Origin of the sequence: Neobacillus sp. PS3-40 (assembly GCF_030915485.1) — a bacterium.
In the GTDB taxonomy this organism is placed as follows: domain Bacteria; phylum Bacillota; class Bacilli; order Bacillales; family Cytobacillaceae; genus JAUZPL01.
In genome coordinates, this window is sequence record NZ_CP133266.1 from 4,077,252 (window position 1) to 4,099,128 (window position 21,877).

The 21,877-nt window shown below is 36.8% G+C and carries 19 protein-coding genes; 14 read left to right on the top strand and 5 right to left on the bottom strand.

The genetic code is table 11. From position 1 onward, the window contains the following. Positions 1–55: 55 nt before the first annotated feature. Positions 56–1,996 (top strand): GTP-binding protein, encoded by a 1,941-nt coding sequence (locus RCG20_RS19830; protein ID WP_308181857.1) that lies wholly within the window; start codon positions 56–58, stop codon positions 1,994–1,996. Between the two features lie 279 nt (positions 1,997–2,275). Here RCG20_RS19830 and RCG20_RS19835 read toward each other — a convergent pair whose 3' ends face one another. Next, positions 2,276–2,449: an asparagine synthase gene (locus tag RCG20_RS19835; RefSeq protein ID WP_308181858.1), complete on the bottom strand. Its 174-nt coding sequence runs from the start codon at positions 2,447–2,449 to the stop codon at positions 2,276–2,278. A 149-nt stretch (positions 2,450–2,598) separates the two neighbouring features. Further along, positions 2,599–3,864, bottom strand: coding sequence for an erythromycin esterase family protein (locus RCG20_RS19840; RefSeq protein WP_308181859.1), 1,266 nt, complete (start codon positions 3,862–3,864; stop codon positions 2,599–2,601). Positions 3,865–4,095: 231 nt separating this feature from the next. On the opposite strand from RCG20_RS19840, the gene RCG20_RS19845 reads away from it, so the two are divergent. The 3 genes from RCG20_RS19845 (at position 4,096) to RCG20_RS19855 (ending at position 5,812) form a co-directional block, all read left to right on the top strand. Beyond that, complete coding sequence (locus RCG20_RS19845; protein ID WP_308181860.1) at positions 4,096–4,353, top strand: transcriptional regulator SplA domain-containing protein; 258 nt, start codon at positions 4,096–4,098, stop codon at positions 4,351–4,353. Beyond that, positions 4,346–5,374: a spore photoproduct lyase gene (gene splB, locus RCG20_RS19850; RefSeq protein WP_308181861.1), complete on the top strand. Its 1,029-nt coding sequence runs from the start codon at positions 4,346–4,348 to the stop codon at positions 5,372–5,374. The genes RCG20_RS19845 and splB overlap by 8 nt, the downstream gene beginning before the upstream one ends. 63 nt (positions 5,375–5,437) lie before the next feature. Further along, entirely contained in the window at positions 5,438–5,812 is a 375-nt protein-coding gene (locus RCG20_RS19855; RefSeq protein ID WP_308181863.1) for a carboxymuconolactone decarboxylase family protein, read from the top strand. 823 nt (positions 5,813–6,635) lie between these two features. Here the strand turns inward: RCG20_RS19855 and RCG20_RS19860 are convergent. Together RCG20_RS19860 and RCG20_RS19865 are read right to left on the bottom strand one after the other, a co-directional pair. Next, positions 6,636–7,148, bottom strand: coding sequence for a DUF3231 family protein (locus tag RCG20_RS19860; protein ID WP_308184409.1), 513 nt, complete (start codon positions 7,146–7,148; stop codon positions 6,636–6,638). A gap of 216 nt (positions 7,149–7,364) precedes the next feature. Then, complete coding sequence (locus tag RCG20_RS19865) at positions 7,365–7,706, bottom strand: hypothetical protein (RefSeq protein ID WP_308181864.1); 342 nt, start codon at positions 7,704–7,706, stop codon at positions 7,365–7,367. Positions 7,707–7,834: 128 nt separating this feature from the next. Here RCG20_RS19865 and RCG20_RS19870 point away from each other — a divergent pair, with 128 nt between their 5' ends. From RCG20_RS19870 to htpG, 6 genes are all read left to right on the top strand, one after another. Beyond that, positions 7,835–8,467: a LysE family transporter gene (locus RCG20_RS19870; protein WP_308181865.1), complete on the top strand. Its 633-nt coding sequence runs from the start codon at positions 7,835–7,837 to the stop codon at positions 8,465–8,467. A 253-nt stretch (positions 8,468–8,720) separates the two neighbouring features. Continuing rightward, positions 8,721–10,391: a formate--tetrahydrofolate ligase gene (locus RCG20_RS19875; RefSeq protein ID WP_308181866.1), complete on the top strand. Its 1,671-nt coding sequence runs from the start codon at positions 8,721–8,723 to the stop codon at positions 10,389–10,391. 15 nt (positions 10,392–10,406) lie between these two features. Next, the gene (locus RCG20_RS19880) at positions 10,407–11,267 is read left to right on the top strand and encodes a bifunctional 5,10-methylenetetrahydrofolate dehydrogenase/5,10-methenyltetrahydrofolate cyclohydrolase (protein WP_308181867.1); all 861 of its coding nucleotides are present in this window, start codon (positions 10,407–10,409) and stop codon (positions 11,265–11,267) included. Positions 11,268–11,399: 132 nt separating this feature from the next. Beyond that, on the top strand, positions 11,400–12,026 hold the full coding sequence (locus tag RCG20_RS19885; protein WP_308181868.1) for a cyclodeaminase/cyclohydrolase family protein: 627 nt from the start codon (positions 11,400–11,402) through the stop codon (positions 12,024–12,026). Between the two features lie 91 nt (positions 12,027–12,117). Beyond that, on the top strand, positions 12,118–13,113 hold the full coding sequence (locus RCG20_RS19890) for a glutaminase (RefSeq protein WP_308181869.1): 996 nt from the start codon (positions 12,118–12,120) through the stop codon (positions 13,111–13,113). A 312-nt stretch (positions 13,114–13,425) separates the two neighbouring features. Further along, positions 13,426–15,300 carry a molecular chaperone HtpG gene (gene htpG, locus RCG20_RS19895; protein WP_308181870.1) on the top strand — a complete coding sequence of 625 codons (1,875 nt, stop codon included), beginning with the start codon at positions 13,426–13,428 and terminating at the stop codon, positions 15,298–15,300. 691 nt (positions 15,301–15,991) lie between these two features. Here the strand turns inward: htpG and RCG20_RS19900 are convergent. Beyond that, entirely contained in the window at positions 15,992–17,521 is a 1,530-nt protein-coding gene (locus tag RCG20_RS19900; RefSeq protein WP_308181871.1) for a DHA2 family efflux MFS transporter permease subunit, read from the bottom strand. 185 nt (positions 17,522–17,706) lie between these two features. Here RCG20_RS19900 and RCG20_RS19905 point away from each other — a divergent pair, with 185 nt between their 5' ends. The 4 genes from RCG20_RS19905 (at position 17,707) to mvaD (ending at position 21,847) form a co-directional block, all read left to right on the top strand. Next, positions 17,707–18,603 carry a TetR/AcrR family transcriptional regulator gene (locus RCG20_RS19905; RefSeq protein WP_308181872.1) on the top strand — a complete coding sequence of 299 codons (897 nt, stop codon included), beginning with the start codon at positions 17,707–17,709 and terminating at the stop codon, positions 18,601–18,603. 750 nt (positions 18,604–19,353) lie between these two features. Further along, on the top strand, positions 19,354–19,632 hold the full coding sequence (locus RCG20_RS19910; protein ID WP_308181873.1) for a hypothetical protein: 279 nt from the start codon (positions 19,354–19,356) through the stop codon (positions 19,630–19,632). Positions 19,633–19,879: 247 nt separating this feature from the next. Next, positions 19,880–20,830, top strand: a complete 951-nt coding sequence (gene mvk, locus RCG20_RS19915; RefSeq protein ID WP_308181874.1) for a mevalonate kinase — start codon at positions 19,880–19,882, stop codon at positions 20,828–20,830. Positions 20,831–20,857: 27 nt separating this feature from the next. Next, on the top strand, positions 20,858–21,847 hold the full coding sequence (mvaD, locus tag RCG20_RS19920) for a diphosphomevalonate decarboxylase (protein WP_308181875.1): 990 nt from the start codon (positions 20,858–20,860) through the stop codon (positions 21,845–21,847). Positions 21,848–21,877: the final 30 nt, after the last annotated feature.

Here is a 21,877-nt window from a genome sequence, read left to right on the forward strand (position 1 = left end):
ATTCTCGGGATGTTTATATTTTTTCAAGGATAGTAACATGTAATCGAGGTGGCAAATGAATAAAACAATTGGAATACTCGCGCATGTTGATGCAGGCAAAACGACATTTGCGGAGCAGCTTCTTTTCCATACAAAAACAATTAGACAAAGAGGTCGTGTTGACCATAAGGATGCTTTTTTAGATAGTCATATGATTGAGAGACAAAGAGGAATTACGGTTTTTGCGGATCAAGCTATTTTCTCATTTAATGAATCCACTTATTACTTGATTGATACACCCGGACATATCGATTTTTCCCCGGAAATGGAGCGTGCACTTCAAGTAATGGATTTTGCAATAGTGATCATTAGTGCTGTTGAGGGAGTCGAGGGGCATACAGAAACTGTTTGGCAACTTCTCCAAAAGCATAGCGTTCCGACGTTTTTCTTTATTAATAAAATGGATCGTGTTGGCGCTGATGTAGATCGTGTCATGGAAGAAATTAGGACAAATTTAACAGAGGATGTTTGTGATATTACAACAAGTATGAAACAAGGGGAAATGAATGAGGAATTGCTTGAATTTGTTGCTGAGAGAAATGAACTCCTTTTGGAAAAATATATGGAAACTGGATATCATCAACATTTGTGGCTAGAAACGATGAAAGAAATGATTAAGCGAAATCAACTTTTTCCATGTGTAAATGGATCAGCATTACAAGATAGCGGTATTGAATTTTTTCTAGAGCAACTAGATCTTTTAACCAAAACGAACTACTCCAGCGAGGAACCCTTTGCGGGCAGGGTTTATAAAATTCGTTATGACGAAAAAGGTTCAAGGCTTACTTATATCAAATGCTTGCAAGGTAACTTAAAGGTTCGTGATGAAATTCGATATGGTCAATCCTGCGAAAAAATTACCCAAATACGCTTATATAATGGAAGTAAATTTAAAACCGTTGATCAGGTTGTGGCGGGGGATATTTTTGCTGTAATGGGACTTTCGGAGGCTTCGGCTGGGGATGGTTTAGGATTATTAACGGATAAAGCGATTTTTGAAATGGCCTCGACGCTTAAATCCAAAGTGATTTTTGAACCATCACTCAATGTGAAAGAGATTTTAGGCTACTTTAAAATATTGGATGCGGAAGATCCTTCGTTAAATGTAATGTGGGAAGAACGTTTGCAGGAAATTCATATCCACGTAATGGGGATCATACAGCTTGAAGTATTGGAACAGATCGTCAGAGAGCGATTTCATGTTGATGTTACATTTGGTGATCCCGAAATTTTGTATAAAGAAACAATCAGTTCTGTAGTCAATGGATATGGTCATTTCGAACCCTTAGGGCATTATGCCGAAGTCCACCTAAAATTAGAGCCTGCTGACAAAAATAGTGGTATCACGTTTGAAAACAAATGCCATTCAGATGACTTGTCAATCGGCAATCAGAACGTAATTCGCCAGCATCTTTTTGAGAAGGAACATCACGGAATCTTGACGGGTTCTCCACTTACAGATATTCAGGTCACATTATCAACCGGTCGGGCTCATAATAAACATACTTCTGGCGGTGATTTTAGAGAGGCTACCTTCAGAGCTATAAGACAAGGTTTAGAAAAAGCAACGAACGTATTACTTGAACCGTTTTATCATTTTAAAATGAAAATTGAATTAGATCATATGGGTAAAATTTTAACCGATATTCAAAATGCACATGGTAGCTTTGAACCACCAATTACAGATGGAAATAAAACGACTTTAACAGGGAAAGTACCTGTCGCAACCTTTATGAATTATAGTACTGAGTTTGCTTCGATCACACAGGGGAAAGGAATAATGAATTTAGTAGTTGGTGGGTATTACCCATGTCACAATCAAGCACAAGTGATCGAGAAAATTGGTTACAATAAAAATGCTGATCCAGACTATACTTCTTCCTCGATTTTTTGTTCGAAAGGTCAAGGTTATTCTGTTCCTTGGGATGAGGCAGAGAAGGAAATGCATAGTTTGTGATAAAGAAAACTCGCCGATTGGCAAGCCCCTAAGGGCGAAGACAGAGGCGTAGTTGCACTTATGTGCTAGCAGAATTTATGGAAATAAATTCTGATTAACTAAAGAAAACTCGCCGATTGGCGAGCCCCTAAGGGCGAAGACAGAGGCGTAGTTGCACTTATGCGATTTGAGTGCTGATTCATTTATCAACGATAGTTACTTACTTTAGTGCGTTAACAAAGATTTACTTACTTATAAGATAATAAATTGACGAGCGCAATAAGTGCGCTCGTCAATTTGCTAACGACGGTGTTGAATAAGGTCAATAGTACCTAAGACGATGTGTGCTAATCCAAATCCAAATACAGTATTAGCGACCATTTTATTTGCTCCACGATTTTGTTTCAGTATATACCCTGTTGCAGTAACGGCTGTGCCCAGTGCAGTTGGAATCAAACCTTCACGAATGTTCATTCAGTCCTACCTCCCATTGTAGTTAGCGGCATTAAGCATTCTAATTGAACGCTTTATTAGTATTTACAAACGGGATAAAATCATGTCCTTTTAAATTCAACTGAGCAAAGTAACAATTAATACATAATTATCCTGAAGATGTAATTTAATTATATAAAAACTCTTTCCACTTCTATTGGTGTAAGAGCATTCGTTGAATTAATGTAAATAAACGCATCATATCGTTCTGCCATACTGGATGGAACATAGTTTCCGTAATGTTCATATTGCGGGTTATACACAACGCCAATGGCGCGGTGGCCAATCCTCTGACTAAAGATATGCTGATTTTTTTCGTTGAAAATAAGGATTTTATCATGCGAACCTGCCTTGTGCATCATATCCTCAATGCTACCTTCTTGAGCAGGTGGGGTAATCATTCTTTCGAAGTTTGCACCCCATTTATCTGCTGCAATAACGGTTCCACGATGTGTACCAAATCCGACAATAAATATATTTTCTTGTCCTTCCTGTTTCCTTAAAAGTTGACCAACATTTACGATGCCTTCATCAGCCATATTTGTTGCTCTCGCATCGCCAACATGTGTGTTGTGTTCCCAGATGATCCCTTTTGAGTTCTCGCCCAGATATGCACTTATTTTATTGATAACCTCAACCATATGTCTGTCTCGCATATTCCAAGATTCATTATCATGGACAACCATTGTTCTGTAGTAATTTTCAGCATTTGCTGTAATTATTGCATTCACTTCAAGTTCTAATTTACTTTCTTCAGTGTCTAGATATTTATTTTTATTTAAACATATTTCAGTTAAAAGCTTTGTTACCTCATCCTTGCAACCCTCTGAATAGAAGGAGGCAGATATACCGTACTTTTCAGGTTGACGATTAAATGGTTCAAAGCATGCAAACATTTTTTTTGCTGTTTCAATATCAGGAGAGTTTATTTTTTCCAAATACTTGATGATTTCATCCATGGACTCCCATAAACTATAAACATCTATCCCGTAAAAGCCGACTTGACCCTCTTTCGACTGATGTTGATTGTATATCTTTAACCACTCAATGAAATCAATTATTTCCTCATTAGCCCACATCCAGGTTGGCCAACGGGAAAAAGATGATAAAACCTCCCTAGCACTTGTATGTAATTGATCAAATCCTTTTATGTACCTATTTACCTGAAGACAAGCAGGCCAGTCGCCTTCGACTGCTAAAAAGGTATAACCTTTATCAGCAATAAGTTTTTTTGAAAGTTCAACTCGGATTTTATAGTATTCAGAGGTCCCATGTGATGATTCACCTAACAATACGTATTTTGCATGACGGATCTCATGAATTAAAAAATCCAAATCATTTGGACCGTTTAATATAATTGCATCATTTTTAATAGCTTGAATTAGAATATCACTCATGTTATTCCCTCACATTGTTTATATTCTGCCCCATTTAGCTTTCACCGAAAATTACCCTTGCAATCGTGATAATAAATTCCAATTAAATTTTAATAAAAGGCTATTTTTCGTAATTAAAACAAAAGTACATTTTAAATCGAAATCCTACTATCTTTCATCTTAAAATTTTTCTAATGGAGAATAATATTATAAAAATAATTAAACCTATGATGGAAAGGGCAGGTGAAAAATATGGCTAGTAACGAATCGTATCAACCAGGACAAATTGTCTATATCATTATTAGAAACCCACATGCTCAAGATGTAGCAAATATTCAAGAAGCCGCTGTTGTTCAAAATCCTGATGAGCCAGACCAGCTTGCTCTTTTTATACATGAAACCTATTATCCATTAACAGATGAAGTGGCAGTTTATTCAACGGTAAATGAGGCAGAATACGCTTATCAAGAAGTATTTGGGTTGATAGAAATGGAGAATTATGATGGTTAAGCCTTTCGTACCACAACTCGTCTATGTTGAACCAGCTGCAATGGAATATCCACTTGGAAAAGCGTTAATGTCTAAATTTGAAGGTATGGGAATCGAAATCAGGCAAACAACTTCACACAATCAAATTCGAAATTTGCCTGGAGAAAGCGATTTTCAAAAATACCGGATTGCAAAATCTACATTAGTTGTCGGAGTTCGAAAAACTTTAAAATTTGATACTTCGAAACCTTCTGCGGAATATGCAATTCCGTTTGTGACAGGATGTATGGGGCATTGCCATTATTGCTATTTACAAACCACGATGGGCAGCAAACCTTATATCCGCACATACGTCAATATTGATGACATCTTTGAAGCTGCGGATCAATACATGAAAGAACGTGCTCCAGAACCAACAAGATTTGAAGCTTCATGTACATCGGATATTGTAGGGGTTGATCATTTAACACATACGTTAAAAAAGGCAATTGAATTTTTTGGTCAATCAGAGTATGGAAGACTTCGGTTTGTAACAAAATTTGCTCATGTCGATCATTTACTTGACGCCAAACATAATGGTCGAACTCGTTTTCGCTTTAGTATAAACGACGATTATATTATCAAAAATTTTGAACCTGGAACATCAAGATTGCCAGAACGAATTGAGGCCGCAGTTAAAGTGGCTGGAGCAGGATATCCATTAGGATTTATAATTGCTCCCATTTATCTTCATGAGGGATGGCAAGAGGGTTATCGAGTAATGCTAGAAAAACTGGAATCTGAGCTACCAGATTCTGCAAAGACAGATTTAACTTTTGAAATGATTCAACATCGGTTTACCCAACCGGCAAAACGTGTGATCCAAAAAAACTATCCGATGACAAAACTAGAACTTGACGAGACAAAGCGGAAATGGAAATGGGGTCGCTACGGAATCGGTAAGTATGTCTATACAAATAGTGAACAAGAAGATATTAAGGATACGCTTGGCAGCTACATCCATACGTATTTTCCCAAAGCTAAAATTGAGTATTTTACATGATAATGTATTAATTATAGTTTATATTTTCTAAAAAATTTACGGAGAAGAAAGGAAGTAACTAATATGGAACAAAATGGATTAGGATTTACAAGCTCAAAACAAATAGATTTGAATCGTTTTAAAGAGGGGATTGGAAGTTCTACTCTAAATATGCCAGAAATACTAACTTCTTTTAATGAATTTACTGAGGCTTGCTTTAAAGAAGGAGAAATATCTCAAAAAAATAAACAATTGATTGCTCTTGGAACAAGTATATACTCACAGGACGAATATTGTATTATTTATCATACTAAAGGATGTCTAGACCAAGGCTGTAGTGAAAAGGAAATTTTTGAAGCGATTGGAGTGGCAACAGCCATCGGTGGCGGAGCCGCAATGAGTCAGGGTGTAACACTCGTACAGGAATGCATGAAGGAATTTGGTCAACAAATGCAATAATTTGAAAGAAAGTAAAGAAACACAGGAAAACACGGTTACTTCTAACCGTGTCAGGCTGTCGAAAAACCTTCGACAGCTTATTATTTTGTATAATTCTTATATTAATTCACCGCGTTAATTTGTTAAAATATTAGTATGTTGCTTTGTAGCAGGTCAGTTGAATTCCGCTCCAGGCGCTCGCTTTCCGCTTTAGTGCCGGGGAGCCTCCTCGGCGCTAAAGCGGAGCGCGCTGAAAAAGCACGGGGATGATTAGGGTCAATTCGGGACAGCATATGGGCTTTTTCCACGATCACAGGGATGATTAGGCTCTATTCGAGACAGCATGCGGGCTTTTTCCACGATTACAAGGATGATTAAGCTCTATTCAGGACAGCAATCACCCTTTTTTCTCTCTCTTAGGGATGATTAAGAGGGCAATAGCTATATTCACAGGAATTTAATAAGAATAATAAAATTTCTAGGTTAATAATGATTAGCCTGGAATCCAAATGCAAGAAAAAAGGCGCTTCTTCCAAAAATATGGAACGAATGTCGGCTTTTTAATAAAAGGCTATTTTGTGGTTTTAAAAAAGAAAGTTTTTCAGTGCCCTAGGTGGTAACGCCGAGGAGGCTCCAGGACCTCCCCGCGGAAAGCGAGTGCCTGGAGCGGAAATCAACAGGCCCATTTGCAGGAATCATTCATAAGTTTGGTATTTTGGTGCTGAGAAAATAAAAATTGCCGAGAAAAATACCCCTTTCTCGACAATCTGACGGTTACTTCTAACCGTGTTTTTTAGTAACTACTTATAATATTCCTTTTCAAATCAACTTACAGCTGCAAATGTTAGCAATCCTGATGCTTATTAAGATGCAGTGGAGGAGGAATGATCCAGCCTTTTTCTTTATTCAAACGAAGTGCTTTTGCACCAAGTGCCGCCTTTTGTACATGGAATTGGCCATACATCATAGCAACGTCTTCTCTGATTGATTTACCTATAATTTGGCTGCAAGCAACTAATCCAACTGCAATATCAGCAGAGAGCACAGCTGCAATTGCCGGATCTTGGAATCTTGCCCCTACAGGGATATCATTTAAACATGCATCTGGTACTTCAGGAGCAGCTGGAGGTAAGGCAATGCCGTTGTCTTTTAAAAGCTCTGCGGTTTGTTTCAATTGCTGTTGTCCAATTTCAATTGCTTCTGATAATAATTTTTTTAAATCATCATCACCTACATGATTCAGCATGGTTTGATAACCAGCTACCATACCATTTCCAGCTAATTGTGAAGCCCATATATCAAAGACCTCTCCGTAGTGTAAAGGCTCATCCTTAGGATTTCCACTTAAAATTCCCATTGTTACCCTCCTTAGAGTATTAGAAAATTTATTCATTTAAAGTGCCACCTTTCCTGAAGCACTTAACTAGTTTGTCCAATGTCACGTGTGAATAATGATTAATTTAATAAACTTTTTTTGAAAGATTATCCGAGAGATTTCTTTATCATTAATCACTAAAAAATATATTGGCGGAGATCTCAAAAAAACATACTAAGAAGTCAATGTTCAAAAAGGCTATTTTTTCTCTTCTTTTTTCGCAATTTTTTTCTCACTAATGGAACGGAAAATTTGAGTATTCATACTGCCTTGAACAATATTCTGCAGAAAAAAAGCTTCAATTAGCTTTAAATACTCTTCATCATCAAACATTTTTTTGCTTTGCAATTCCATTTCAGCTAGGCCTTCGTATGTGGTTAAAAACGCGTATGTATGATCTTCCCCTGAAACCGGAGTTAAAATCTCAACCTTTTGAGCATAGTGTTCATTCCGAAAACATTTAATCTCTCTTAAATTATCTATTCCTTCTTTAAATTTATCTTGTTTAATTTGAAATGTTTGATAAACAAAAATTGACAAGCCAAGCCCCCCTGAAAAGTTTTAATAAACTTATCTTATAAAATTCCCCAAAAGAGTTAATTTATTCTGTAGTTGTCTCATAAAATTAATGTACAAGTTCGTACTTAAAGTTATTGGAGTGGTTTTTCTTGAGTGCAAGTATTTTAACTAGTTACATAATCTTGGGCTTTACTTTAGCTGCACCAATTGGCCCGGTTAATTCTGCTAGATTATCTAAGGGGATAAAGAATGGATTCTGGCATGCTTGGATTGTGGGAATTGGTTCGATGATTGCAGATGGAATCTTTATGCTAATGGTTTATTTAGGGATGGTTCAATTTTTAGGGGTTCCTGTTGTACAAATCTTTCTTTGGCTTTTTGGAGGATTTATTCTTATTTATTCAGGAGCGGAAAGTATCAAGGGAGCAAGTAAAGTTACTCTTACATGTAGCAGGGAGAAGGATTCTTTATTTAAATGCTTTCTGACAGGTTTCTTTATGTCAATAACAAGCCCATTATCCATTCTTTTTTGGTTAGGGATCTATGGTTCAGTTCTAGCTAAAACAGCCCAAACAAACGGAACTGAGTCATTATTGATTTATAGTAGCATGATCTTTATTGGCCTTACTTTTTGGGATGTATTTGTTGCAACACTTACTACAGGTTTCCGAAAGCTGTTAAATGTAAAAAGTCTTATAGCAGTTTCGATCCTATCGGGTATGTCACTAATTGGATTTGGCTTTTATTTTGGATATCAAGGAATAAATGCACTTGTGGGTTAATTTTTTAGTGATGATCGATTAAAGTAGATCCTGATTGTAACTGAAATGTAAAATCTTTGAACGGGAGTTGCTAATTTAAAGCCCATTTATTCTTGGAGATTTCATGAATCGCCTAAGGTATTGTGTGAATTTCTAAATGGGGGTGTTGTTTTTTGGAATTAATAACAATAGCTTAAGTTATTTAATATTGTTAAAATTTAAATTGTAGTGTCAAAGAAGATGCTGTATTAATTCTCAAACGAGGAGAGGTTTTATGAAAACAGATGTTCAGATCGCTCAAGAAGCTAAAATGGTACCGATTGTAGAGGTTGCAGATTATCTTGGAATAGACGAACATGAATTAGAGCCTTACGGAAGATATAAAGCAAAAGTATCATTAGATGTACTTAAAAGATTAGAAGATAAGCCAGATGGAAAACTTATTCTTGTTACAGCAATTAACCCCACACCTGCAGGAGAAGGAAAGACAACTATCAATGTTGGACTCTCTATGGGTTTAAATAAAGTTGGAAAGAAAGCGGTTACAGCGCTTCGTGAACCATCACTAGGACCAGTATTTGGTATGAAGGGTGGAGCAGCAGGCGGAGGCTACGCACAAGTAGTGCCAATGGAGGACATTAACCTTCATTTCACAGGCGATTTCCATGCCATAACTTCTGCACATAATTTACTTGCAGCACTAATAGATAACCATATTCATCAAGGAAATGCATTGAAAATAGATCCTAAGAAAATTATTTGGAAACGTGTCCTAGACATGAATGACCGCACACTACGAAATGTCATTATCGGCCTAGGTGGAAAAGGTGATGGTTTCGTTAGACAAGCAGGTTTCGATATTACTGTAGCATCAGAAATCATGGCGATTCTATGCCTTGCAACTAGCTTAACTGACCTTAAAGAAAGATTATCAAGAATGATCGTTGCTTATAGTACAGATGGAAATGCTGTTACAGCAGGTGACATCCAAGCAACTGGAGCTATGGCTTTATTGTTAAAAGATGCTATCATGCCTAACTTGGTTCAAACAGTTGAAAATACACCAGCATTTATCCATGGCGGACCGTTTGCTAACATCGCTCATGGTTGTAACTCAGTAATGGCAACAACAGTCGCTTTAAAATTAGCTGATTATGTTGTTACAGAAGCTGGCTTTGGTGCTGACCTTGGTGCAGAGAAGTTCTTTGACATTAAATGTCGCTTTGCTGAGTTAAAACCAGATGCAGCTGTTATTGTTGCAACCATTCGTGCCCTTAAAATGAATGGTGGAGTTCCAAAAACTGAACTCGGAAATGAAAATCTTGAAGCTCTTGAAGCCGGAATCGCAAACCTTGCAAGACATTTAGAGAATGTCAGCAAATTTGGTGTTCCAGCAGTAGTAGCTATTAATAAATTCCCAACAGATACTGAAGCAGAAATTAATTTATTAAAAGAAAAATGTGCTGCTCAGGGTGTTGACGTGGTTCTTGCCGAAGTATTTACAAAAGGTGGAGAAGGCGCAATTGACTTAGCCAATAAAGTTATTGAAATCTGTGAAACAAAACCATCAAATTATGCACCTCTTTATGATGTAGATGGTACAATAGAAGAGAAAATCACGACGATTGCGACTGAAATTTATCGTGCTGGAAGAGTGGATTTTGCACCAGCAGCTAAAAAACAAATAGCAGAAATTGCAGCGCTTGGACTTGATAAGATGCCAATTTGTATGGCTAAGACTCAGTATTCATTCTCTGACAATGCAGCATTACTTGGTGCACCAACTGGATTTACTTTAACTGTAAGAGAAGTAAAAGTATCTGCTGGAGCAGGCTTTATTGTTGCCCTAACAGGTTCAATCATGACAATGCCAGGTCTACCAAAAGTTCCTGCAGCAAATGGAATGGATATTACTGAAGATGGCGAAATTATTGGTCTTTCATAATTAGGAGGAACACCTATGGGAGTAAAACTAGCTGGAAAACCAGTAGTAGAGTACTTAAGAGAAGATATTAAATCTAGAGTAGCCATTCTAGGTGAAAAAAATAGTCATCCAACTCTTTTATTAATCAGAGTGGGCGAACGTGAGGACGACATATCCTATGAAAGAAGCATCTTAAAGAATTGTGAGCTTCTTGGCATTAAAATCAATGTGAAACAACTTCCAATAGACGTTACAATGGAGGAAGTTACGAATGTATTTGCGGAAGCAAATACGGATAAAAATGTGCATGGGATTATGATTTTCAGACCGCTTCCTGCCCAGCTTGATGTGGATGTCATCTGCAATCTTATTGACCCTGCAAAAGACATCGATTGCATGAATCCTATAAACCTTGAAAAAGTGTTTGAAGGGGGCAGCACTGGATTTGCACCATGTACTCCAAAAGCTGTTATTGAAATTTTGAAGTACTATGAAATCCCTTTAAAGGGAGCAAATGTTGTTGTTGCCGGAAGAAGCCTTGTGGTTGGGAAGCCGCTAGCCATGCTTCTTTTAGATGAAAATGCGACAGTATCGATTTGCCATTCTCGCACAAAGGATATGCCATCTGTCACTTCAAAAGCAGACATCGTTGTTGCAGCAATAGGGAAGGCTAAGTTTATGACTGAGAATTATTTCAGCCAGGACCAGATTGTTGTTGATGTTGGAATTAATGATGATGGCAATGGTAAAATTTGCGGGGATGTTGATTATGACGCAGTTATTGATAAGGTCAAAGCGATTACACCAGCTTTAGGTGGAGTCGGCTTAATCACCACCACTATTTTACTTAACCATGTTGTCCAAGCCTGTGAGAAGTTTTCAGGTGTTATTGAATAAGTACAAGATGAAGAAGGCAGATGAGTATTCATTCTGCCTTCTTTTACAACAGAAAGCGAAAGCGACTGTGTAACTCCGATGTGAAATAGAATGAAGATAAGAAACACATTTACATAATTTGGAGGGATTCCTTTGTTAGAAAAAAGCAGTAATGATTTTATCCAAGAACTTTCATCAAAATCTCCTGTACCTGGTGGTGGCGGGGCGTCAGCATATGCTGGAGCACTGGGGATGGCTCTAGGCAGTATGGTCGGAAATCTTACCGTAGGAAAAAAGAAGTATAAAGAAGTGGAAGATGATATAATCGAACTCCTTAAAAAGTCTGAAGTGGTTATAAATAATCTTAAAAGTTTAGTTGCTAAAGATGCTGAAGTATTCTATCCGTTATCCCAAGCCTATGGATTGCCTTCAACAACAGAAGAAGAGAAGTTGGCAAAAGAAGCAGTATTACAAGAGGCTCTAGTTGAAGCATCTATGGTTCCCCTTGAAATCGCGAAGAACTGTTTAGAAGCAATACATTTACATGAGGAATATGCAAAAAAAGGAACACGAATTGCGATTAGTGATGTTGGAGTTGGTGTAATATTTTGTAAAGCAGCTCTTCAGGGAGCAAAGCTAAACGTATTAATTAATACAAAAATCATGAAAGACCAGGAACTGAAAAGAAAGATTGAAAGTGAATTACAGGAAATTGAAAAAGTGGGATTAATGAAGGCAGATAAAATATATCAGCAAGTTGAAGGAATGCTACTATCATAAATAATGTTTTACCGGTGCTGCCGATCCCTAGAGATGGGAAAGGCACCGGTTTTTTTTTCTGGAGTTAGTAAACGGAGGGGATATGAGATAAATGGAAGTAATACAAAAGGTAGCACAGATAGAACAGGAAAAACCTGTGAACACTGGCTGTATAGAAAAATGGGTGGAACAATTTCGTTCTTTTTCAAGCCAAGGTAAATGTGCCTCTTATATCCCTGCTTTAAAAAATGTGGATCCATCTCAATTAGGGATTTTCATCATTGGACCTGATGGAACTACAATGAAAGCAGGGGACTTTGAATCCTCGTTTACCATGCAAAGCCTATCAAAGGTGATTAGTTTTATTTCTGCCTGCTTGGATTTTGGGATTTCATATGTCTTGGAAAGAGTAGACGTAGAACCAACTGGAGATCCTTTTAATTCGATTATTCGTTTAGAAGTGGATAAGACGGGAAGGCCATTTAATCCAATGATCAATGCAGGAGCCATCACAGTATCCTCGTTACTTGGAGGAAAATCACCACAGGAAAAATTGGATTCCCTTCTTTCATTATTAGAAAAAATAGTGGGGAAACGGCTAACGATCAATCAAGAAGTGTTTCAATCGGAATGGCAAACCGCTCATCGAAATCGGTCAATAGCTTATTATCTAAAAGCGACAGGCTATTTGGAGTGCACTGTAGAAGAAGCTTTAGAGGTGTATTTAAAGCAATGTTCTATTGAAGTAACGACAGAAGACATTGCTATGATTGGTTTGGTTCTAGCACAAGATGGATACCATCCGATTCGGAAGGAAAGAATTTTTTCAAAAGAAGTGGCTAGATTAACAAAAGCATTAATGGTGACATGCGGGATGTATAATGCTTCCGGTAAATTTGCTGCTTCTGTTGGATTACCTGCTAAAAGCGGTGTAGCAGGGGGGATTTTAGGAGCAGTTCCACCTCGTGCTAGATCACGTGATGTCCCGTTCCCAGATGGATGTGGGATTGGAGTTTATGGTCCCGCAATAGATGAGTATGGAAATAGTGTAGCTGGTGTTATGCTCTTAAAACATATTGCTATGGAATGGGATTACAATATTTTTTAATTTCATAAAGATTCAAACCTATGCCTAATTCCCAAGTGTTACAAATGTAATGTTTTGGGGATAAGGCATTACTTTTTTAGCTAGCAGAATTTATTTTCATAAATTCTGCTAGCACATAAGGGCAACTACACCTAATCATCGCCCTTAGGGGCTCGCAAATCAGTGAGTTTTCTTTATTGACACAAACTATATGATATGATATTAAAATAGTAGTAGTTAGCACTCTGTTTATACGAGTGCTAAAGAGGCTCTGAACTCACCTAGTACCACCATTTTTACATTAATTTGCTTTAAATCGAAAGGAGAATTTTCATGGAAAACAAACAGTTTCAAGCAGAATCTAAAAGGTTATTAGAAATGATGATTAACTCCATTTACTCTCATCGGGAGATTTTTTTAAGAGAGTTGGTTTCTAATGCTAGTGACGCAATTGACAAATTGTACTATAGAGCATTAACAGATGATACGTTAAGTTTTGACAAGGACAGTTATTTTATAAAAGTGGTTGCTGATAAAGAAAATAGAACGTTAAAAATATCTGATTCAGGTATTGGCATGACAAAGGAAGAACTTGAAAATAATCTTGGAACGATTGCCAAGAGTGGCTCGTTAGCATTTAAAAGTGAAACAGAATTGAAAGATGGCCATGATATTATTGGTCAATTTGGCGTAGGATTTTACTCCTCATTTATGGTAGCTGATATTGTAACTGTCATCAGCAGGTCACTTGATAGTGATGAGGCATATAAGTGGGAATCTAAGGGTGTAGATGGATACACAATTGAAAAATGTGAGAAGGATTCAGTAGGTACGGAGATTATTTTAAAAATTAAAGAGAATACAGAAGATGAGAACTATGATGAGTTTCTTGAGCAGTATCAATTAAAAGCAATCATTAAAAAGTACTCTGATTTCATTCGCTACCCAATTAAAATGGATGTAACCTCGAGTAGGCTTAAAAATGGTAGTGAAAATGAATACGAGGATCACGAAGAAGAACAAATCATTAACAGTATGGTGCCGATTTGGAGAAAGAATAAAAATGAATTAACTCCAGATGATTATGAGAATTTTTATACAGAAAAAAGGTATGGTTTTGACAAGCCATTAAAGCACATCCATATCAGTGTCGATGGAGCAGTTAGATATAATGCGATTTTATTTATCCCGGAGAAAACTCCGTTTGACTATTATACAAAAGAATATGAAAAGGGGTTAGAGCTCTATTCTAATGGTGTACTAATTATGAACAAATGCTCAGATCTCCTTCCAGACTATTTTAGTTTTGTAAAAGGAATGGTTGACTCAGAGGATTTATCTCTTAATATATCAAGAGAAATTTTACAACATGATCGACAATTGAAGCTGATTGCTAAAAATATCAAGAATAAAATAAAAGGCCAACTGCAAAGCTTGTTAAAAGAGGAAAGGGAGAAGTATGAAGAATTTTATCAATCCTTCGGCAAACAGTTAAAATTTGGCGTATATAATGATTTTGGAAGTAATAAAGATACATTGCAGGATCTATTGATGTTTTATTCTTCCAAAGAGAAGAAGCTGGTAACCTTAGATGAATACATATCAAGAATGCCAGAGGATCAAAAATATATCTATTATGCTTCTGGAGAAACAAATGAAAGAATCGAAAAACTTCCACAAACAGAGCTAGTTGCGGAAAAGGGCTATGAAATCCTCTATTTCACTGATGAGATAGATGAATTTGCCATCAGAATGTTAATGGCATACAAAGAGAAAGAATTCAAATCTATATCAAGTGGTGATTTAGGAATAAAAGACGAAGAAAGTCAAAATGAACCTGATTCAAATGAAAACAAGGACCTTTTCGATTATATGAAAGGCATATTAGCTAACAAGGTTAAGGATGTTAGAGTTTCAAAAAGATTAAAATCACATCCTGTATGTTTAACGACTGAAGGCGAAATCACGATTGAAATGGAAAAAATCTTGAAATCAATGCCAAATAACCAGAATGTACAAGCTGATAAAGTCCTAGAGCTTAATATCAATCACGAAGTATTCAAATCATTAAAAGATGCATTTGAGAAAGATAAAGAGAAAGTAAGTTTATATACAAACCTATTGTACAATCAAGCACTCCTCATTGAAGGCTTGCCAATCAATGATCCAGTCGAGTTTACCAATGATATTTGTAAAATAATGCTTTAATTTTGAGTTTTCTAGGTGAAAAAAGAAGAGAAACTGATTAAATAAGTAGTTCCGCTTTTGTGGAGAAACATTTCAAATAGACTAGGAATTAGCATATTAATTAAAATACAAATTGGTAAGTCCTTTGAAACTAGTCCGTTGATTTACACTTCAGGATGCTCGCTTTCCGCGTGGCGGGCGGTGAGCATCCTCGGAGCTTAAGAAGCGCCTGCGGGGTCTCACCTAAGCGGAGATTTTTCGGTTAGATGCAGAATGGAGCTCATTTCGGGGTAAATAAACGGAGATTTTCCGGTTATGCAAAGCAAAGCCCCCCATTCTTGAGGTTTTCAGGTCAATAGGCGGAATATCTCCTTCTATTTAGGCTATTTTTGATCTAATTTACTAATTAAGCGGAATTTTTCCGTCTATTCATGCTCCTTGATTCCCTTAGACAACAAAAAATGTGGTCTTCGGGAATGAAGGGCTTTTTTTCGACCAATTCCTGATTTTGGGCCTTCTGTAATTATAGGTTTATGTCATTGGGGTCACACCTGTCCCGCTGCTCCCTCAGGAGTCGAGCACCTTACGCTCCAATCAACAGGATGTCAAAAGCAATAGTGCCCTTTAACATAGTCAATGTAAAAAGACGACTAAAAATTCAGTATCAGAATTTTTAGTCGTCTTTTTAATACAGCTATATATCCTAATTAAATTAATTACCGTCCAGTTTAACAGCTACTTTTTGCCCAGAAGAATTTTCAGCTTTAGGATCTTCCGCTTGTTTTGCGCGTTTAATAAAGAGCGCAAGAATAAGGGCAACAGCGGCAATGAATGTAGCCACAAAGAAAGCATCGTTAATGCCCTCTAGCATTGCTTTCATTTGAATTTGATGTTTCATTTGAACTAGCATAGCTGCAGTCGGATGCCCTGTTACGTGTTTCATGGCAGATGCAGCAATTTCCTTCCCATGTGTAACTGATCGAGTTGACATGACTGTTACCAATAATGCTGTACCAATAGCACCAGATACCTGCTGCAAAGTACTATTCATTGCAGTACCATGTGGATAAAAGCGTGTTGGCAATTGGTTTAAACCATTTGTCGTAACAGGCATGTTTACCATCGACATACCAAACATTCGGATCGTGTATAAAATAATTAAGTGTTTATAGGTAGTATCAAGTGTCAATTTGCTGAAATAATAAGTCGTTACAACTGTAATGATTAAGCCGATAATCGCTAATATACGGCCGCCAAAAATATCAAATAATTTACCTGTAATTGGCATCATAATTGCCATGATGATTGCTCCAGGTAACAACATTAATCCCGCATCAATTGGAGAAATACCACGTATAGTTTGAACATAAATAGGTAAAAGTAGCATTCCAGAAAACAATGCCATTGTTACAACCATTGAAATAGTTGATGATAGGGCAAACATTGGATATTTAAAGATCGAGAAATTAAGCATTGGTTTGTCTTGCTTTAATTGACGCACAATAAACGTTACTAAAGAAATAACCCCTACGATAAGCGTTTCATATACAATGGGGCTATCCCAGCCATCTGTCCCAGCAGAACTAAATCCGTAGAGGATTCCGCCAAAGCCGACGGTTGATAATAGAACTGAAATAAAATCAAGTCGGAGATCCACTTTGTCTTTTTTATCTTTAAGTAAGAAAAAGCCAAGCAAGATGACGATAATAGCTATAGGTGTAATAAAATGGAAAAGCATTCTCCAGTCATAGTGTTCAACAATCCAGCCAGATAGAGTTGGACCAATTGCCGGAGCAAACATTAACACTAAACCGAAAACCCCCATCGCTGTTCCCCTTTTTTCAATGGGAAAGCTTGTTAACATAACGTTCATTAGCAGGGGCATCATTATTGCTGAACCGGAAGCTTGAATCATCCGACCTGCTAATAATAGAGGAAAGACATGTGCAAAGCCTCCAAGTATGGTCCCCAATGTAAATAATCCCATTGCTGCTAAGAATAGACGACGAACGGAAAACTTTTGGATTAAAAAGGCCGAAATTGGAATTAAAATTCCATTTACTAACATAAAGCCTGTTGCCAACCACTGAACCGTAGATGGTTCAACCTTTAAGTCCTTCATAATCGTTGGTAATGCAATATTTAGTAATGTATTATTTAAAAATGCAATAAAAGCTCCAACCATCAGAACGGCTATGAGACCGTACGGTGGACGATCAGTCTTTTTCGTGGTGTGATTCATAAATTTCCCCCTGTAAACTTATAGTTCATTTTTTTATACTGCTTTTACATAAACCATATCATATACCAATGGTTCAAATTTTGCAATTGAAAAATACCTTGTTATTTACTGGGTTTGTAAAAAGTACGAAAATAGAGTACTATGGCTTTTATACTGGTAGTCTAATGAAAAATAAGGTGATTATAATGAACGATAGGAAACAGCATGTTATTAATATGGCCCATCAATTATTTATTGATAAAGGCTTTCAAGCCACATCAATCCAAGATATTTTAGAATATAGCGGTATCTCTAAAGGCACTTTTTATAATTATTTTCCTTCTAAAAATGCCCTATTTATCGCACTTTTTAAATCGATCCATAAAAAAATCGAACATGACCGGAATGAATTATTAATTGGTAAAGACCCATCAGATATCGAGGTTTTTATAAAACAAATTGAAGTACAAATGAAGGAAAATCAGAAAAACAAGGTGCTTTCGCTATTTGAAGAGGTAATTTACTCAAAGGATGAAGATTTGAAGCAATTTGTAAAAAAGTGTCGAATTATGATGCTCAGGTGGTTATATAATAGGTTTATAGAAATTTTTGGTGATAGTAAAAAACCCTACTTATTGGATATTGCCATTATGTTTATGGGAATTTTAAACCATAACGTTCATTTTAATTATATGGCTTTAAGCTCTGGCATTAAATTTCCTATAGTAGTCCGTTATAGCGTTGAACGATTAATAAAGATGGTGGATGAAGTTGCGGAATCAGGAGAACAATTACTTGAACCGGAATATTTAGAAAGATGGTTACCAGACTGTCAAAAAAATGTCCAAGGTATTCTGCCTACACTTTACCACACTGTTTTATCATTAAAAAAAATGCTAAATTACGCTGATGAACAATCAAAATATATTGAACTGCTTGACTTTGTACAAGAGGAACTAGTGCATTCAAAAACACCAAGGAAATTTCTGATTGAAAGCACCCTTCAATCATTAAAAGCTGTACAAACATCCGATTGGACAAAAGAAATCCAAAAACTTGAGCAACTAGTGGAAGAATTTTTTGAACAGGTGGAGGATATATAGGTTCAGATACTGTCCGTACACAAACATACAAACATGTTATGTTACTTAGACTTTTGTCTTTCGAGATATGTGAACGTTAATTCTTTGATTTTGTTAGATGATGAATACATTGTAGGGCTGCCAATAGGTAAGCCCTATTTTTGAACTAACCAACAGAACTAATTTCGATAAATTCTGTTGCACATGTCTATGAAGCTGTTTAAGGGGAATATTGGCGTAGCCCGTAATCTTATTATTGGGCTTTTTTGTTTGTTTAGCATTTTTCTAAGATCCTTTTTCTCACAAAACAATTCCACTTTTAGAAGGCATTTCTCAGAATAATATTCTTCTGATAGTTTGATTTTAAAAAACTTGACCTACATCAATGTTTTATTACCCAATTCCCATTACGATGATAATGTCCAAAAAGGGTAAAAAGAGAGGTAGAGAACGATGCAATACATAAACGATGAGTTTCGATAAGGATCTTTAATTATGAATATCTACGATTCTGCCTATTAAACGGCATGTTGAACAAATCATTGTGATAAAACAAGAACTTGGATTTAAATAAAGGCATTTTTTTTTACTGTATGATTGAGAATGATAATCATAATCATTATTAAAAATATACAGATAAATGTTAAGGGAGTTATATATATATGACAGTTTATTGTTGGTCGTCTTTTTGAGCTTGAAGATGCATTAAAACAGCATCAATAAAAGCCCTCTATCCCTCATTCGTACGAAATCTTTAAGGAGTTAATTTTTATGGCTGGCTTTGATAGGAAAAACACTTTCCCAATTGATAAAAATTCGAAAACAATTGAAGATTGGGAGGATCTTGTAAATATTAATGACTTGGTTCTATCATTATTTATTTGCAGTATCACGGCGCTTGGTGGCTATTTCATTGCACCAAATGAACCTCCTATGCCGCTATTCTTCGGACTACTTGGTGCATTAATTGGATTTGGGATTAGTATTCTTATTACAAAACTGCGCATGACTTTTGATGAGAAGTGTTGCGAGGAAAATAGACTTCATTAATTGCTTAAGTTATTCTGTCACACCAATCGCGATGACCATGCCTTTCTACTATCATTTATTCAGTCATTTTTGAACGAATTTGATGATTGTTAGGGCAAACTAGTGATATGTTATTGTTTTGGAGTAAATAACAGAGCTATTTTATGGTATTATATTTGAGCACCATAGAATTTTGGCAGATTATGCAGTTAATGAAGACTGTACACTTTAAATTATGGGAGTTTCCCTTGAAAAGTTAGGTGTTTAAATGATCCAACCTACTCAAAAGTCAGCTATTGGTAAGGCACATGGTAAATTGATTTTAGTAGGGGAGCACGCAGTTGTTTACGGAATGCCTGCGATTGCATTACCCTTTCCCTTAATCGAAGTAACTTCTACGGTTGAGGAAATCCCTGAAACAATCCGATTTGCTTGTGAATATTATGATGGACCCCTTTCAATGGTTCCAAAGAAAATGCTAGGAATAGCAGCTTGCATTAATGAAACGTTGAAGTTTTTAAAAAAACCGGCAAATGGTTTATTGATTCGACTTACTTCGACTATACCACTCGGACGAGGATTAGGTTCGAGTGCGGCAGTAGCGGTAGCTATTGTCAAAAGTCTCTTTGCCTTTTATGGACAAAACGCGAAACAAAGTGAGTTAATGTCACTCGTCCATATTGCTGAAACGCATGCACATGGTAATCCCAGCGGTGTTGATATGTTTGCTACTGCAAGTGAAGTTCCGATTTGGTTTCAAAAAGAGAAAAAGATAGCTACCATAAAAATGGGCGCGCCACTCCACCTCGTTGTGGCAGATTCTGGACGAATTGGTGATACTCATGCAGCTGTCAATAGTGTAAGAGAAAATTATCAATCAAATCCAATAAAGACGGAAGAATCTTTGAATCAGCTTCAAGAAATTACGTATGAGGCAAGGACAGCACTTTCACTTGGCGATACGAAATTACTTGGAAGCCTGCTTAATTTGGCTCAAGATGTGCTAATGGTACTAGGTGTGAGTGATGCCGGGATTAATGGACTTGTAGATGCAGCACGGAAAGCAGGAGCCCTCGGCTCAAAACTTACTGGCGGAGGTCGTGGGGGTTGTGTCATAGCACTTGCTAAAAATCCTGCACATGCAAAAAGTCTTGAGAACCACTTCATTAAAGCAGGTGCGAGTAAAACCTGGAATTTCACTTTAGGAAATATCAACTAATTTGTCTTATAAAAGGGGGGGCTGTGAATGAAGGTAACAGCAAAGGCACATACAAATATTGCACTAATAAAATATTGGGGAAAACGAGATGAGTTACTTTTTTTACCGACGAATAGTAGTCTCTCTATAACCCTAGATAAATTTTATACAACAACAACTGTTCAGTTTTGTACACATCTTTTTGAAGATGTATTTGTACTGAATGGGTATATTGCCAGTGAGGCTGAGACGCTTAAGATTACCCGTTTTCTTGATCTCATTAGAGGGATTTCGGGAAAAAATTTATTTGCAATGGTGAAATCAACGAACAAAGTTCCAACTGCAGCTGGTTTTGCTTCCTCAGCCTCTGGATTTGCAGCATTAGCAGCGGCAGCTACAAAAGCGATTGGCCTGGACCTAGGGTTAAAAGAATTATCACAAATTGCTAGACAAGGTTCAGGGTCTGCCAGTCGCTCTATCTTTGGTGGTTTTGTTGAGTGGCAAAAGGGTGAAAAAAGAGATGGGACAGACTCATTTGCACAGCCCATTCATGTAGATCAAGATTGGAATCTCAGTATTCTCTCTGTTTTATTGACATCTAAGCCTAAAAAAGTGCTAAGCAGAGAAGGCATGAAGCGTACCGTGGAAACATCACCATTTTATTCTGCATGGCTTACAGAGGTGGAGAAAGATTTTCTACTAGCGAAAGAAGCGATTAAAAAACATGATTTTGAAATGCTTGGGACTGTTACAGAAGCAAATGCATTAAAAATGCATGCGACAACACTTGGTGCTGTACCACCATTTATGTATTGGCAAGGTGCCACTATTGATGTGATGGAACAAGTTCAAGAATTGCGTTCATTGGGCATTCAAGCCTATTTTACAATTGATGCTGGACCGAATGTAAAAGTTATATGTCAACAAAAGGATGAACAAAGAGTTCGTGAAGCATTGCTCGCAATACCTACTGTTCAGAATGTCTACTCTTCATGTCCTGGACCAGGTGTAACGTATTTATCAGATTCTGAACAATAATATGGGGTAAGCATCCAACCAGTCAAAAAC

Bases quoted from the DNA above. Each gene is read 5' to 3' on its own strand.
- RCG20_RS19880 (WP_308181867.1), top strand. From the start codon at position 10,407: ATGGGAGTAAAACTAGCTGGAAAACCAGTAGTAGAGTACTTAAGAGAA.
- RCG20_RS19835 (WP_308181858.1), bottom strand. From the start codon at position 2,449: ATGAACATTCGTGAAGGTTTGATTCCAACTGCACTGGGCACAGCCGTT.
- mvaD (WP_308181875.1), top strand. From the start codon at position 20,858: ATGAAGGTAACAGCAAAGGCACATACAAATATTGCACTAATAAAATAT.
- mvk (WP_308181874.1), top strand. From the start codon at position 19,880: ATGATCCAACCTACTCAAAAGTCAGCTATTGGTAAGGCACATGGTAAA.
- splB (WP_308181861.1), top strand. From the start codon at position 4,346: ATGGTTAAGCCTTTCGTACCACAACTCGTCTATGTTGAACCAGCTGCA.
- RCG20_RS19910 (WP_308181873.1), top strand. From the start codon at position 19,354: ATGGCTGGCTTTGATAGGAAAAACACTTTCCCAATTGATAAAAATTCG.
- RCG20_RS19900 (WP_308181871.1), bottom strand. From the start codon at position 17,521: ATGAATCACACCACGAAAAAGACTGATCGTCCACCGTACGGTCTCATA.
- RCG20_RS19855 (WP_308181863.1), top strand. From the start codon at position 5,438: ATGGAACAAAATGGATTAGGATTTACAAGCTCAAAACAAATAGATTTG.
- RCG20_RS19845 (WP_308181860.1), top strand. From the start codon at position 4,096: ATGGCTAGTAACGAATCGTATCAACCAGGACAAATTGTCTATATCATT.
- RCG20_RS19890 (WP_308181869.1), top strand. From the start codon at position 12,118: ATGGAAGTAATACAAAAGGTAGCACAGATAGAACAGGAAAAACCTGTG.
- RCG20_RS19840 (WP_308181859.1), bottom strand. From the start codon at position 3,864: ATGAGTGATATTCTAATTCAAGCTATTAAAAATGATGCAATTATATTA.
- htpG (WP_308181870.1), top strand. From the start codon at position 13,426: ATGGAAAACAAACAGTTTCAAGCAGAATCTAAAAGGTTATTAGAAATG.
- RCG20_RS19905 (WP_308181872.1), top strand. From the start codon at position 17,707: ATGAACGATAGGAAACAGCATGTTATTAATATGGCCCATCAATTATTT.
- RCG20_RS19860 (WP_308184409.1), bottom strand. From the start codon at position 7,148: ATGGGAATTTTAAGTGGAAATCCTAAGGATGAGCCTTTACACTACGGA.
- RCG20_RS19830 (WP_308181857.1), top strand. From the start codon at position 56: ATGAATAAAACAATTGGAATACTCGCGCATGTTGATGCAGGCAAAACG.
- RCG20_RS19875 (WP_308181866.1), top strand. From the start codon at position 8,721: ATGAAAACAGATGTTCAGATCGCTCAAGAAGCTAAAATGGTACCGATT.